Here is a 13,500-nt window from a genome sequence, read left to right as displayed (position 1 = left end):
AGAGGAGCATCCCGGCGCCGAAAGTCGCCTTCTAAGGGGCGCTTCCGGCGGGCGCGAAGCCCCTGGTCAGAGCCTCGGTCTCGCGCTGACCTTGTGCATACGTTTGTCGTTGTTTGTCGTGGGTGCGCAACGCTGTTCCGACATTCCGCGGACTTGGCACGGACCTGGGCCGGGCCGAAGTCGGTGGACAAGCCCGGTCACCGTGGCCCAACAGGGCAGCCGCCCCGGCACCAGAGCACGAGTACGCGGCCGGGCACATCGAGCACGCCGTGTCGATCCCGCTCGACGAGCTCGACGCCCACGTCGCGGCCAGCGAGTCCTAGCTGGCCCTACACCGTGAGGAAGGGCGGGTGAACCAGGACGGCAAGTCCGAGGCCAAGGAGACCGAACCCGACCCAGCGCGCAATGGCGCCGCCATGACGCCCGTTCTTCTCGGCGAAGCAGATCACAGTGATGGCCGCCATCCAACCGACGTTCATGACTCCCACGACGAGCAGGACGGCCATCAACGCCCCGCAACCGGCCAGGCAGCACCGGCCGTGATGCACTCCGGCCCGCGCCGCCGCGACGGGGCCACCGTCCGCCGCGTAGGTCGCGGGTGCGTGGAGCGCTTCCTGGTAGACGCGGAGTGAGACCTGCTTCGAGCGCGTGAGCTGGTACGCGCCGGCGATGACGAGCACCGCGCCGCCCGCCCGGTCGACCCACGCGCTGGCGTGGCCGACCCCGCCGAGTGCCCGGAGCGCGACCAGCGCGAGCACGCCAGTCGCCGTCCAGATGGCAAGGTAGCCCGCGACGAAGACGACCCGCGAGCTCGTGGCGGCGAGTGGTGGGCGCCACGACGAGCACGCGAGCACGAGCGGCGCCACGCTCGGCAGCATCATCGCCACCATCATCGTGGCCCACATCCCGAGGAAGGCCGCTCCGCTCATGTCGAAGGGCATGGCGCGGCCCACCTGCGCCACCCCCGCGACCATGGACATCCGCTGGGCTTGGCCGACCGTCCAGAACCACGCGGCCCCCACCAGCCCAGCCATCGCCACCGACGTGGCGATGTTCGCCAGCGACGGCCGCGGGCGAGCGAGCGTGTCGTGGGGGAGGACGGTCATCGGCTCGACGAGCCAGCAGCGCCGGCGTACTCGTCGTGGCGTCGGAACCACATCTCGGGCGGGTCACCCTCGTGGCGTCCCAACGGCGCCCGGTCGAGCAGGCCGTAGTAGCCCATCAGCGGCTCGAGGCCCCGGGCGGTCGTCGCGTAGGTCTGATGGACGACACCGTCCCCCAGCGCGAAGGCCGTCAAACCCGGCGCCTGCGTCAGATAGCCGACGGGGTCCGTCCCGCACATCGCGCTGACCTCGGCGATGACCGGCGGCACCCCGGCCTCCAGAAACGATCGGGCCTGGTCATCGGTGTACGAATGGCCGAAGTCGACGTTGAAGTCGCTGTCGTGCGTCGAGACCCAGTTGAACCCCCAGCCCATCCGACGCTGGTAGGCCTGCAGCTTCTCGAGCGGCGCCGCCGACGCGAAGACCATCGTCACGTCGCGGGAGTTCAGGTGCGCGATCACCCCGTCGACGCTGTCGGCGATCGACGAGCACACCGGACAACCCGCTTCGTAGGGCGGGCCGAACATAAAGTGATAGACGAGCAGCTGCGAGCGCCCGTCGAAGAGCTGCGCGAGCGACCTCGGTCCGTCCTTCGTCGCGAACGTGTACTCCTTCTCGATCGGCACCCACGGCAGCGCCCGCCGCTTCTCGGCGAGCGCGTCGCTGCGCCGGGTCAGCTCCTTCTCCATCGCTAGCAGCTCGTCCCGTGCCGCCTGCCACTCCTCACGCGTCCCAGTCCGGTGGTCCCTCATCCCAACGCCTCCCTCAGTCGTTCCTTCGGTTCATCGCGAGTGCTGGTCCGCGCTCACGTCGCCGCGCTCGCTCGGTCCTCCGGCCACGGCGGCTGTGCGTCGCCCGTCTCGAGCAGCGTCTTCAGCGCCGACAGGACACGCGGCCAGCCGTCACCGACCATCTCGGCCACCCGGCTCCCCGGCTCAAAGCCGTCGTGCACGACGGTCAGCCGGACGAGGTCGCCGTCCTCGGCGATGTCGAAGGTCACCTTCGAGCGGGGCTCGACGGCGATCCGGGCGCGCACGTCCTCGCTGATGCCGACGGCCTCGGCCCACTCCGGCGTCATCGTGTGCCACGTGTACGACAGGCGCCGGTACGGGTCGGCCTCAAGCACGACCTGGGCCGGATCGGCGACCGTCACGCCCCGCTGGTGCAGGATCATCGTCGACCCGGTCTTCCAGTCGGTCTCGAACGCCATGCCCCAGTAGCGCTCGGTGAACGCCGGCTCGGTGAGCGCCTGCCACAGCCGCTCGGGCGTGGTGCGGATGTAGCTGGTGTAAACGAACTCGGGCTTCTGCATGGGCGTGTCCTCCAGTGCTCGCTTCAGATCGGCCAGGGCCTCGACTCGCGATCGGTCGTAGTGATTGATCCAGCGCTCGGTGATGTCCGCGATCGGCGCGGCGTTGAGGTAGTGCAGCTTCTGCCGGCCCCGCCGAACCGTGGCCACGACGCCGGCCGACTCCAGCACCGCGAGGTGCTTGCTCACCGACTGCCGCGCCATGTCGAGGCCGGCGCACAGCTCCCGAAGCGTCTGCCCGTTATGGGCGTTCAAGCTGTCGAGCAGGCGACGGCGACTCGGATCGGCGAGCGCGCGGAACACGGCATCCATCTCTCGAACCATCTCCGAACATGCAGCCCTTTGGCTGCCTTACAATAGGCAGCCGACCGGCTGCCTGTCAAGGGAGGGGCCTCGCCGGCGGGTCACGCCATCGAACGGACGTCGCGGCGCGGCGGCCCGGTCAACGCGCCGAGGGGCCTCGGCGGAACACCTCTCCCAACTCAATCCCCTTTGGTGGCCCACAGGACGCTTCAGTTGCGATCGGTCACGCGGACCCTGCGCCAGTTGGACCACGAGGTCGTCGGTGGCTTTGGCCGTGACGAGGCCCGAGTTGGCGCGCTCGTGGCGCTCTCTAGCGACATCGTCACGGTCCTCGACGCTCAGGGACGCGTCGTCTACCCGACCCGGGGGCGCAGCGGCTCTTCGGGCATGAGGTCCGGTTAATGCGTCACCGCTCTGCCTCTGAGCTGGTGCACCCGGACGTTCTGGACCGGGTGCTTCGAGCAGAGGTAGTGCGGCGAGTTTCGCCGGCTTCCTATTTCACGGCGTCCAGGAGCTGCCGGCACGCCTGCTCGCAGCGCCGGCACGCCTCGCCGCACACCCGGCAGTGCTGCATCTGGACATGCCGCTCGCACTCGTCACCGCAGCTCTTGCAGATGGCCACGCAGGCCTCAAGCAGCGGTCTGGCGACGTTGGCGTCATAGTCCGCCTGGCGGCTTGTCACTCCAACGGTGGCGGTGCAGACATCGGCGCAGTCCAGGCACAGCCGGACGCACTTGACCATCTCGGTCACGTTCTGCTCGCTCAAGTCAGCATCGACGTCAGCGATGCAGGCCTGGGCGCAGTCGATGAGCGCCTCGATGGCGACAGCGAGGACCCCGGCGTCGAGGTCGAAGGTGCCTGGGGAGGCGTCCAGCATCTGCCTGGCGTAACTCATGGGCCCTCCCTGCAACGCGATACAGGAGCCGCATGACGGTACCCGCGTTCGCTGCGAGTACCCAGCGGGGTGGAGAAGGCCGTACCAGCAGCGCTTGCTTGCGAACGCGCCTCGGTGCGATGCCCATAGACCTTGTTGAGGGCAAGGTCCGCGGATGAAGAAGGCCTCCGAGGGAGAGTGGAGCCGCTCAGCAATCCACTCACCCTCGGGAGGCTCCCCGTAGCGCAAGCGGCCTTGTCCCGTCAGGCCAGACTGTTCCCTATGAGCGACCTCGTGATCGGAGAAGACAAGCTTCCCCGATGTCCGTGGGGTGCGTCGACACCCGACCTCCAGTCGTACCACGACCAGGAATGGGGCCGGCCGGTCGGCGAGGACGACCGGGTTTTCGAGAAGCTGTGCCTGGAGGGGTTCCAAAGCGGGCTGTCATGGCTGACGATCCTGCGCAAGCGGGACGGCTTCCGCAGGGCCTTCGCATCGTTCGACCCGACCGTCATCGCCGGCTTCGGCGACGCCGACGTCGATCGGCTCCTCGCTGACACGGAGATCGTCCGGAACCGAGCCAAGATCCGCGCCACCATCACGAACGCTCAGGCCACCGTCGGGCTCCGTGAGCGGGGCATCTCGCTCGCTGCTCTCTTATGGCAGCACGAACCGGGCGCGTCGCGGCCGCCCACCAGCATGGGCGGGCTCGCAGGCTCCACCCCAGAGTCCACGGCCCTCTCCGCCGAGCTGCGCAACTACGGCTTTCGCTTCGTCGGGCCGACCACCGTCTACGCCGCGATGCAATCGCTCGGGGTCGTCAACGACCACCTCGTCGGCTGTCACTTCCGCGCCATCGTCCAAGCAATACGCGCAACGTTCACCGTTCCGCGGTGAGGTCGCCCACGTCCGCGCTCATCACCTGCGGTGGGCGAAGCCTTTGGAGACTCGCTCCGCTCACTGCCGTTGCCGACCTCATCTACAGCGAGCGCGGTAAGTGGAACCGACATCTGAATGTCTACTGGTTCGTGTGTCCTCGAGGCCGAAGCGCATCGCCAGCCGCACGGTCTGAACCCCGGGGCCGCACCTGGGCGTGCCAGTCACGCCTGCTCCGGCGTGCGGCCGTCAACGGCCAATCACTTTCGGTAGCTCCCGTGGCGGAACTCTTCAGCGAGTCCAGGACGGGTCGGACGCCATTCGAGCTCGGCTCGAGCCTTGGCCGCGTCGATGCCCTGATCGAGCAGGAGGACCTCGGCGAAGTAGTCGCCCAAGCGGGCGCGAGCCTCCTCGTCGGAACCAGGGACCGCTCCTGGAGCGCCGACTGCTACTGCGGCCGCCTCCGTCAGCTCGGCAACGGTTGTGTTCAAACCATTGCCAACGACGTAATAGCCACGAGCCGACTCGTCTTCCAGGACGCGCCGGAAGAAGTCCGCGAGGTCGGCGACGTGGACGGTCGACCAGTGCTGCTGTCCCGTGCCGATCATGATCAAGTTGCCGACGTCGTCCCGGGGCGAGCCGAGCAGTACCCCTGGAACGCCTCCGCCGCCGTCACCGTAGGCGACGCCCGAGACGATCACGACGCCGCGCATGCCGCGTTCGCTGAGCACCCGGCGTTCGATCGGCTCCTTCCATGCCACCAGCGGAGGCGCGTTGAAGGGAGAGTCCTCGCTGATAGAGGAGTTGGACCCGTAGACCCATCCACCGCTGATCTGCAAGTAGGGCTTGCCGGTACCTCCCAGGGCATCGATCACCGCATCAACGACGGCGGAGTCGAGATCGGCGCTGGTTGTGTCACCGGGGCTAGCGGTGTGGATGGCCGCGTCGGCTGCGCTGAGCAGGCCCGCGACCGCCGATCGATCGTAGAGATCGACCACGGCGGCCTTCGCGCCGCGGGTTCGAACGGGGTCCACCTGGGCGTCGTCGCGGACCAGCGCCGTCACCTCATGGCCGTGTTCCAGCAACTCCGTCAGCACGTGAGATCCGATGAACCCTGTTGCACCGGTGAGCGCCACGTTCATCGCCGTCATCCTCCTGGCTCGGTTGTCTTGAACCTACACCGATTTACTTGAATCGTCAAGTTTCTGGCGTCCCAGGCTGCTCAAAGATGGCTATAGGATCAGAGCCGGCGCGACTCTCGAGCTTGGAAGTCACTTGAGGCGGCCAGTCAACTGGTTAGCCTGATCGCATGACTGATGGGGGCCCAGGGGTTCAGGAACCGCCCGTGAAGTGGCTCACCGCCACGGAGCTCGCCTCGTGGCTCTCCGTCGTCCGGTTGATGACCTGGCTCCCCTGGTCGATCGATCAGCAGCTACAGCGCGACTCGAAGTTGAGGATGGTCGAGTACCAGGTTCTAGCCATGCTCTCCGAGAGTCCGGAGCGGACAATGCGGATGAGCTCGCTGGCCGAAGTCACGAACGCGTCGCTGTCGCGCTTATCGCACCTGGTCGAGCGCCTGGAGAAGCGCGGCTTCGTGCGTCGTGAGCCTGACCCCACCGACGGACGATTCACGAATGCCATCCTGACCGAGAAGGGCCTTCGAGCACTCGCCGAGGCTGCGCCCGGACACCTGGCACATGTGCGATCGCTGGTCATCGACGTGCTGTCGCCAGAGCAACTACGACGGCTCGGCCGCGACGCTGACCGCATCATGTCGCACATCGACACGTTCGGCATCAACTAGCGGATCGCCCGCTCAACTTCGGGCGGCTACGAGGGCCGCGTTCGACCTGGTGGTCGACCGCCACGAATCCGTCGTAGCGGTTGAAGTCCGCCGGGTGTTGCGCGACGGCGGCGTCTTCGTCACGTAGCAGGCCGGGTCGGGAGCGGAACGGTTTCACGAGCTTCTCGCGCTCGATGCCAGATGTGACGGGACGCTCTAGAAGGGATCGATCTCGATCTCGGTGGCCTTCGCGCTCACCCATAGGCGGGCGTCAGGTTTGATGGCGAGGTCGACGAGAGCCTCTTGGGTGATCTCGGCGGTGATGCTGATCGGGCCATTGAGGACGACTCGGGCGCGTGGTCCGTACTGGTCGATGGTCGCCACGGTTGCCACCCAGGTGTTGCGGGGGCTGCCGGTGGGTTGTTCGGGGTGGAGGGCGACGCTTTCGGGTCGGATGGTGGCGAAGACTTCCCCAGTGATGTTGTGGTCGTTGACCACGGCGAGGGTTTTCCCTGTGTCGATGGTGATGCGGTCGCCGTTGAGGGTGCCGCGGTACAGGTTGACACCGATGAGGTTGGCGGCGTATTCGCTGCGGGGATGGGCTCGGAGCTCGGGGAGCGTGCCAGCTTGGGTGGTCTCGCCGTGTTCGAGCACGATGACACGGTCGGCGAGGATCATCGCGTCGATGGGGTCGTGGGTGACGAGTATGCGTGGACCCGCGAACGTGTCCAGGTGGCCTCGTAGGTCGCGGCGGATGTCGAGGCGGGTGGTGGCGTCGAGCGCGGCGAGAGGTTCGTCGAGGAGCAGTAGTCGGGGTGACCGGACGAGCGCGCGTGCCAACGCGACCCGTTGGGCTTGTCCGCCAGAGAGTTGGCGGGGTCGGGCGTTGACGTGTCCGGCCAGACCCATGCGCTCGAGCCACGTGCGGGCTTCGCGGCGGGCTTCGCTTCGTCGTGCACCGTGGCCGCGAAGGCCGAAAGCGACGTTTTCGAGGGCGCTCAGGTGTGGGAAAAGCAGGTTGTCTTGGAAGACAACGCCGATCGGCCGGCGCTCCGGCGGCACCCAGATCTTGTGTGCGGGGTCGTCGAGGCTCTTGCCGTCGAGGGTGATGTTGCCGCGGTCGATGGCGAGGAGCCCGGCGAGCGCGCCGAGCAAGGTGGTCTTCCCGGCCCCGTTCGGGCCCAGGAGAACGACGGTCTCGCCGGGTTGGGCGTCGACGGTGACCGAGAGGTTGAGCGTGCCGAGCTGGAGATCGAGGTCAGCGTCGAGGCTCACGCGAAGAACCAGCGGTCGCGCAGCGCGACCAGCACGGCGATCGAGATCGCCACGAGCACGAGGCTCAGGGCGACTGCGGTCGCGGGGTCGTGCTCAAAGGCGATGAAGATGGCCAGCGGCATGGTCTGGGTCTTGCCTTGGAGGTTGCCGGCGAAGGTGATGGTGGCGCCGAATTCGCCCAGGGCTCGGGCCCAGCTGAGTGCGGCACCGGCGAGCAGTGACGGCGCGATGAGCGGCAGGGTGACACGGCGAAACACCGTCCAGCGGCCGGCCCCGAGGGTGCTCGCCGCGTCTTCGTAACGACGGTCGATGCCGCGCAGTGCCGCTTCCACCGTAATGATGAGGAAGGGCATGGCCACGAAAGTCTCGGCGACGATCGTCCCGAGCGTCGTAAAGGGGAGGCGGACTCCGAACCAGTCGTCGAGGTACTGGCCGAGCAAGCCCCGAGGGCCGATAGCAAAGAACAGGGCGATCCCTCCCACCACTGGGGGCAGCACCATCGGCAGGAGAACGAGCGCCCGGGTGAGGTGCCGCCCGGGGAACTCCGTCCGGGCCAAGACCCAGGCGAGCGGGATCCCAAAGAGCGCGGACAGCGCGGTGGCTGCCAGCGAGCATTCGAGGGAGAGGCGCAATGCGTCTTTGGTCGCCGGGTCGGTGAGGTCGGTCCACATCTGCGACCACGGGGCCCGCTGTACCAGCCCCACCACCGGGAGGACCAAGAAACCAACGGCGAGGGCCGCGAGTGCGCAAGCGGCGGCAGGCGGTCGACGAGCCCGGAGCCTTCGTCGACCGCCCGGACGCCGGGTCACGGCTTCAGGAACCCGAACTTCAACAGCGTGGCCTTCCCGGCCGGGGACGCGACGTACTGCACGAACGCTTGAGCAGTCGCCGCGTTGGCGGACGACTTGACCACCGCGAGCGGATAGGTCGCCACGACGTTCTGGGCCGGTGGGATGACGACACCCACGACCTTGCCTTTGGCTGCCTTCACGTCGGTGACGTAGACGATCGCCGCGTCGGCGGAGCCGAGGGTCACGTTTGACAGGGTGGCCTTCACGTCTTGGCCCGTTGGGACCTTCGGCACCGTCAGTCCGGCCTGCTGGTAAGCCTGCAACGCGAACTTGCCGCACGGCACTGTCGCCGCGCACAGCACCAGCTGCAGTCCCGGCTTGAGAGTGTCGGCCAGGGTTTTGATCTTCTTCGGGTTGCCTTTGGCCACCGCGAGCTCGAGCAGGTTGCGGGCGAAGATGACCGGCTTGCCTGACACGTCACCGGCTGTGGACAGCTTGACCATGTTCGCGGTGTCCGCGGAGGCGAACACGTCCGCCGGGGCGCCCTGTTGAATCTGGGTCTCCAGAGTTGACGAGGACCCGAAGTTGAATGTCACGGTCGTGCCCTTGTACTGCTTCTGAAACTGGCGACCGAGCTGCGTGAACGCCTCGGTCAGCGACGAGGCCGCGGACACGGTGATCGAACCGGTTGGCTTGCTGGCCTCGACGTGACCTGCGGGCGTGGTCGCTGACGCCGAGCCAGCGAATACGCCCACTGTTACGGCCGCGACCCCTGTCGCCACTACACGAAACGAGAATCGGGGACGCACAGAACCTCCTGGTTCGAAAGGACGAGGCCAACTCAGCCCGCCTCGGGTACCTCCACGACCACTTGGGTCGCCTTCACGACCGCGACCGCTCGCATGCCAGGCTCGAGGCCCAGCTCATCCACCGCCTCGGCCGTCATCAGCGACACCACTCGATGTGGGCCCGCCTGCACTTCGACCTGCGCCGCCACTGAGTCTTTGACCACCCGAGTGATGATCCCGGGGAAGCGATTCCGTGCCGACTGGCCCACGATGGCGCCCGTCGTCTGGGTACCGCCGTGCTCGGCCACGAACCGAGCCAACGCCACCCCGTCCACCACCCGATGGCCGCCTTCCGTCCGGCGTGTCTGGAGCTCCCCCCCGTCAGCGAGACGCCGGACCGTGTCTGGGCTCACCCCCAACAGCTCGGCGGCCTGACCGATCCGAAACTCGCTCACGCCCAAAATCTATCGCTCTGACCGGGCACACGCGGGCTCCGCTCGACGAAAGACCCGACTCTCACCGATTCCCGACTCCGGGCGCGTGCGCCCCCCGGAGCGTTCGGAGTGCCAAGCCCGGACCCAGGCGTAGGCCTCGTGGCGCTCATGCCACGGGCTTGGGTGGCCTCATGGGAACTGCGGAGGCGGCCCGCCGCGTCGACGCAACGGCCGACCGGCAGTCCGTTCGCAAAGAAGTTCAGTCCTTGGCGAGCATGACCTCGGTTGCCTTGACCAAGACCGTCACTCGGTCGCCGGCAGCGAGGCCGAGGTCTTCTACGGCTTCGCGTGTGATCGCCGCGGTCACCTCCTGGCCGTCTCCCAGCACGACCTTGACGGTGGCCATCACGTTCCCCTCGGTCACCTCCTGCACGGTCGCCGCCAACTGATTGCGAGTACTCAGTCGCATGCCATCTCACTCTGCTGGTTGTGGCTAGGTGGGCTTGATCATCGTACGGGTACAGCTAACGACCACCGAGGCGTGTGGGCTCTAGCCGGGCGCGTCGAGCACCCCGGGCCCGCCGCCGCCCGAACGCCGCATCGGCGCGAGGTGCCCGCATCCCCGACGCCGGTGCGCTACTCGACGAGCCTGCGCGGTTCAGTAACAGCGAGCGCTGGGCATCGACCTCGGCGTCGACCCGGATCGGCTGGCCGCGAGCGTGCTCGCGCTTGGCATTGGCCTGACGGTCCAGCGGGTCATCGATGCGAACTCCCCCGCCGACACACTCAGCGAAGGGGTTCGAGTTCTCCTCGGCGGCGCCGTGCGCGCCTCAAGCGTCGCCTCACCGGGCCGCCGAATCGCTCGCTCAGAAATCGGAGTGAGCTCGGAACACCGGTGAACATCACGATGACGTGCTCACCGAATCGAAACCGGCGGTAGGTCACGTCGACCCCTTCACGACGGTATTTTTCGACGAGCTTGTCGACGTCGTCGACGGCTGGATACTGATCATGCACCGCGTGGTACAGGTACACCGTGGTCATGGGTGTGGCCTGACCGAGCCGGATCGCCTCGAAGGCGGCGCGCAACCCTGGTATCTCGAACACGCCCGGGACGGTGAGGTAGTCGCCCCAATGGAGGAAGGGAAAGCTCATGATGAGCTGCTCGAGGGTCATGTCGGCCGCCGACGCCACCATGGCCTGACCCTGGGGTGTGAGGGCGCCGAGCAGGTCGACGTCCGGGAAGCCGCGGCTGATACCGACGAGTGAGGCGACCGCCAGTCCGCTGAGGATGTTGCCGTCGTCGGGCAGTCCCGATGAGGTGGGGTCGACCGGGATGGCCCCGGCGGCGGTGGCCACGATGTTCAGCTCCGGCGCGTAGCTCGAGTGCTGTTCGGCCGCCGCGACGGTTGCTTGAGCTCCGCCCGAGTAGCCCCACAGGCCGATCGGCGTGGCGGCGTCGAAGCCAGCCGGTTCGAAGGCGATGGCGGCCCGAATGCCGTCGAGCACGAAGCGGGCCGCCAGCAGCCCCACGCCGAAGGCGTGCCGCGGTCCGGTGTAGTCGGTGGTCACGACCGCCCACCCTCGGCGGAGGGCCAGGACCATGAGAGGAAGTTCCCACTGGTTGCCGTGTCTGAGCGTGTAGGAGGGATCGGCGGCCGCCCCCAAGCTGTCGATGGCGCACTGATAGGAGAGCATTGGCCTGACCGGCCCGTTGAAGGGCCGCCGGGGAATCATCACCGTGGTGACTCCAGACGCGGCAGCACCACGGCTGTCGGTGGAGCGGAACTTCACCTGCCACGCATCGGCTTTGACCAGGCGGCGAAACCCTCGGACCTCAACCGGCCGAGCGTCGAGCACCTCGCCCGGGCGGAGCACTTCCAGGTTCTCGGGGACCCGATAGAAGGGATCGTCGGCCGGAGGTGTCACCTCGACGAGCATCTGCGACATGAGTCGCTCACTGAGATCCAGGCCGCGAACCATCATCCTTGCGGCCGCCCGCTTGCGCCGGCTCCTCAGGTCGGGCCGGGGTGGCAGGACTGCCCTCCGGTACGTCATCGCAGGGACACCTCAGCTAGCAGCATCTTCTGGATCGTTCCCTTGATCCAGCCCACACGACAGCCGGTGGGTGGTTTGCGTTGTGGCGACCCACCAGTCGAGAAGTCACAACGCGAAACCACCCACCAAGTTCGCCGGGCATCACGACCTGCCAACGAGCATGCTCATCGAGCAAGAACTGGGTGAACTGGTCATCGCCCGTGGTGTGAGACTTGATATGGACTAGCGGAACCCTTCGAGTTCTTTGATGCCGCGCGTATTGAGCCCATTTGGGCTTGCGCGTCGTATTCGGACGTGAACAAGTAGGCCACAGCGAGGCTTCGATACGGTCGCCAGCGCTCCGCCAGTTGGTTCAACTCCAGCTCCCGTCGGGGCGTGGTCCAAACCGTACGCTCGCTGGACCGCGCGCCGCAGTGCAACGTCGCCAGGTAGGAACACGTCGGGCCGGTTGAGCGCTATCAGCAGGAATCCGTGCGCCGTCCATGGCCCGACTCCAGGTACGTTGGTCAGTACGGCCTCGACCTCGTCGTCGGTCATCACGGCCAACGCCTCCTCGCGGAGACGCCCGTCCACAAACCGCGCGGCGATAGCCCGCAACGTCGCGACCTTCCGTACCGACATGCCGCTGCCACGAAGCACCTGCGCATCTGCGCCCAGCAGCTCCGCCGGTGAGGGCAGCCGCCCCCGAAGTTCTCCACGAGCCGTGACAGGATCGCTCGCGTTGCCGCGACCGAAAGCTGCTGGCCCAGAACCTGGAAGATAAGCGTGCCGAACGCGTCCAGTGGCGGCAACTCGTCCAGCCAAGCCCGCGGACGGAAATCCAGATGGGCGTCGATGAGGCGCGCCATGACCGGGTCGGTTTGCGAAGGAAGTGCTTTGCCTTGGGGTCGGCGAGTGCGGCGGTACCGATTCTCGGCTCCATCTAGGCCGGCGTGCCCTGGTCAATCCATCGCTGGAGCTGGTCGACCTGGGAATCGGGCCAGGCGCCGTCGCAGGGCATCTGCCCGCTGCGGAGGGCGCCGACGATGGCGTCGGCGTGCTTGACGACGTCCTCGTAATCGAACAGATCAAACGCCTGAAGCATCGAGTCGCGGTCCTTCGTCCGGAACAAGGGCTTGATGTCCCGTTCGAAGCTGAGCTGGTTACCTTCGCTGGGTGATGCCATGTGACTGCCTCCTTGTCAGTGGACCGGGGCCGCTCTTGGGCAGTACGAACTCGTCGTGCCAAGCGGATCCCTTCGACCATCGAAGCGACGTCCCTCGGGTCGGTGAGCAGTTTGACGTCAATCCGCGGCGGAACACGGGGGTCCGGCGAGACAAGCGTCACTCGCCCGCGTGACCGCGGCTTGAGCAGCCCGACGTTCATCTCGAACGCGACGCCGGTGGGGCTCATCTCGCCTGGGGCGAATGTGGTCGGGAATACGTGCAGCGCGTCCCGCTGTCCCGCCCCCGACGATCAGGAAGTCTGCGCTGTCGCCACCGCGGTTATTTGACGAATCGAACATGGCCTTCTCCCTTCGGGTTGGCGTGTGACCTCTGGACGCGGTCGCTGGATGCCTGGCGCCCACGAGTTCGGCATCTGAAATCGAGGAAGCTCACGTCTTCGACGTACGCGCGCTCGATAGCCGCCGTCCGACGCCCGCCAGCGGTACACCCCTGGGCGCTCACTCGCTCGTCCCGCGGTTCTTGTGCTCCATGAGGTGCAGGGTCACCCCGAACGTCGTCTCCGGCGCCGTGAAGATGTAGTGGACGTCGTCAGTCTCGTATTCGCCCTGCAAGAGGACCCCTCGGCCTGCCAGTTCGGCTTTGGCGTCTTCGAGGTCGTCGACCTCGAGTCCGAGATGGCCGAAGGCCGCAGTCTCGCCATCCTTGAGCTTTGGCATGCCGAAACCGGCAGAGCGGACCTC

Annotated in this window: 15 protein-coding genes; 2 read left to right on the top strand and 13 right to left on the bottom strand. The window is 67.1% G+C overall.

All coding sequences use genetic code 11. The features are described from left to right. Window positions 1-329: 329 nt before the first annotated feature. From VG869_08335 to VG869_08320, 4 genes are all read right to left on the bottom strand, one after another. Window positions 330-1,106 carry a DUF2182 domain-containing protein gene (locus tag VG869_08335; protein ID HEV3451199.1) on the bottom strand — a complete coding sequence of 259 codons (777 nt, stop codon included), beginning with the start codon at window positions 1,104-1,106 and terminating at the stop codon, window positions 330-332. Then, entirely contained in the window at window positions 1,103-1,855 is a 753-nt protein-coding gene (locus tag VG869_08330) for a DUF899 domain-containing protein (protein ID HEV3451198.1), read from the bottom strand. Before VG869_08330 ends, VG869_08335 begins: the two co-directional genes overlap by 4 nt. Before the next feature lie 53 nt (window positions 1,856-1,908). Beyond that, window positions 1,909-2,724, bottom strand: a complete 816-nt coding sequence (locus VG869_08325) for a metalloregulator ArsR/SmtB family transcription factor (protein ID HEV3451197.1) — start codon at window positions 2,722-2,724, stop codon at window positions 1,909-1,911. Window positions 2,725-3,208: 484 nt separating this feature from the next. Next, window positions 3,209-3,610, bottom strand: a complete 402-nt coding sequence (locus VG869_08320; GenBank protein ID HEV3451196.1) for a four-helix bundle copper-binding protein — start codon at window positions 3,608-3,610, stop codon at window positions 3,209-3,211. 261 nt (window positions 3,611-3,871) lie between these two features. On the opposite strand from VG869_08320, the gene VG869_08315 reads away from it, so the two are divergent. Next, window positions 3,872-4,486, top strand: a complete 615-nt coding sequence (locus VG869_08315; protein HEV3451195.1) for a DNA-3-methyladenine glycosylase I — start codon at window positions 3,872-3,874, stop codon at window positions 4,484-4,486. A gap of 239 nt (window positions 4,487-4,725) precedes the next feature. Here VG869_08315 and VG869_08310 read toward each other — a convergent pair whose 3' ends face one another. Then, entirely contained in the window at window positions 4,726-5,607 is an 882-nt protein-coding gene (locus tag VG869_08310) for an NAD-dependent epimerase/dehydratase family protein (protein HEV3451194.1), read from the bottom strand. Window positions 5,608-5,810: 203 nt separating this feature from the next. Here VG869_08310 and VG869_08305 point away from each other — a divergent pair, with 203 nt between their 5' ends. Continuing rightward, window positions 5,811-6,269 carry a MarR family transcriptional regulator gene (locus VG869_08305; GenBank protein ID HEV3451193.1) on the top strand — a complete coding sequence of 153 codons (459 nt, stop codon included), beginning with the start codon at window positions 5,811-5,813 and terminating at the stop codon, window positions 6,267-6,269. Window positions 6,270-6,464: 195 nt separating this feature from the next. Here the strand turns inward: VG869_08305 and VG869_08300 are convergent, their stop codons facing one another. From VG869_08300 to VG869_08265, 8 genes are all read right to left on the bottom strand, one after another. Next, window positions 6,465-7,523, bottom strand: a complete 1,059-nt coding sequence (locus VG869_08300; protein ID HEV3451192.1) for an ABC transporter ATP-binding protein — start codon at window positions 7,521-7,523, stop codon at window positions 6,465-6,467. Beyond that, on the bottom strand, window positions 7,520-8,332 hold the full coding sequence (locus VG869_08295) for an ABC transporter permease (GenBank protein HEV3451191.1): 813 nt from the start codon (window positions 8,330-8,332) through the stop codon (window positions 7,520-7,522). Before VG869_08295 ends, VG869_08300 begins: the two co-directional genes overlap by 4 nt. Continuing rightward, window positions 8,329-9,096: a molybdate ABC transporter substrate-binding protein gene (gene modA / locus VG869_08290; GenBank protein ID HEV3451190.1), complete on the bottom strand. Its 768-nt coding sequence runs from the start codon at window positions 9,094-9,096 to the stop codon at window positions 8,329-8,331. Before modA ends, VG869_08295 begins: the two co-directional genes overlap by 4 nt. A 59-nt stretch (window positions 9,097-9,155) precedes the next feature. Next, on the bottom strand, window positions 9,156-9,557 hold the full coding sequence (locus tag VG869_08285; protein HEV3451189.1) for a TOBE domain-containing protein: 402 nt from the start codon (window positions 9,555-9,557) through the stop codon (window positions 9,156-9,158). Between the two features lie 238 nt (window positions 9,558-9,795). Continuing rightward, a complete protein-coding gene (locus tag VG869_08280) occupies window positions 9,796-10,005 on the bottom strand; it encodes a TOBE domain-containing protein (GenBank protein ID HEV3451188.1) in 210 nt (69 codons plus the stop codon). A gap of 317 nt (window positions 10,006-10,322) precedes the next feature. Further along, the gene (locus tag VG869_08275; protein HEV3451187.1) at window positions 10,323-11,519 is read right to left on the bottom strand and encodes a lipase family protein; all 1,197 of its coding nucleotides are present in this window, start codon (window positions 11,517-11,519) and stop codon (window positions 10,323-10,325) included. Between the two features lie 997 nt (window positions 11,520-12,516). Beyond that, on the bottom strand, window positions 12,517-12,759 hold the full coding sequence (locus tag VG869_08270; protein ID HEV3451186.1) for a hypothetical protein: 243 nt from the start codon (window positions 12,757-12,759) through the stop codon (window positions 12,517-12,519). A 498-nt stretch (window positions 12,760-13,257) separates the two neighbouring features. Beyond that, a partial coding sequence (locus VG869_08265; GenBank protein HEV3451185.1) for a hypothetical protein occupies window positions 13,258-13,500 on the bottom strand: 243 nt, incomplete at its 5' end.

This window comes from Acidimicrobiia bacterium, from assembly GCA_035948415.1.
GTDB lineage: Bacteria > Actinomycetota > Acidimicrobiia > IMCC26256 > PALSA-555 > PALSA-555.
The sequence above is the reverse complement of the archived record's forward strand: the minus strand, read 5'-3'. Positions and strand labels throughout refer to the sequence as shown.

Coding starts and splice junctions, on each gene's coding strand:
- VG869_08335 (HEV3451199.1), bottom strand. CDS start 1,106: ATGACCGTCCTCCCCCACGACACGCTCGCTCGCCCGCGGCCGTCGCTG.
- VG869_08330 (HEV3451198.1), bottom strand. CDS start 1,855: ATGAGGGACCACCGGACTGGGACGCGTGAGGAGTGGCAGGCGGCACGG.
- VG869_08325 (HEV3451197.1), bottom strand. CDS start 2,724: ATGGATGCCGTGTTCCGCGCGCTCGCCGATCCGAGTCGCCGTCGCCTG.
- VG869_08320 (HEV3451196.1), bottom strand. CDS start 3,610: ATGAGTTACGCCAGGCAGATGCTGGACGCCTCCCCAGGCACCTTCGAC.
- VG869_08315 (HEV3451195.1), top strand. CDS start 3,872: ATGAGCGACCTCGTGATCGGAGAAGACAAGCTTCCCCGATGTCCGTGG.
- VG869_08310 (HEV3451194.1), bottom strand. CDS start 5,607: ATGAACGTGGCGCTCACCGGTGCAACAGGGTTCATCGGATCTCACGTG.
- VG869_08280 (HEV3451188.1), bottom strand. CDS start 10,005: ATGCGACTGAGTACTCGCAATCAGTTGGCGGCGACCGTGCAGGAGGTG.
- VG869_08275 (HEV3451187.1), bottom strand. CDS start 11,519: ATGGTTCGCGGCCTGGATCTCAGTGAGCGACTCATGTCGCAGATGCTC.
- VG869_08270 (HEV3451186.1), bottom strand. CDS start 12,759: ATGGCATCACCCAGCGAAGGTAACCAGCTCAGCTTCGAACGGGACATC.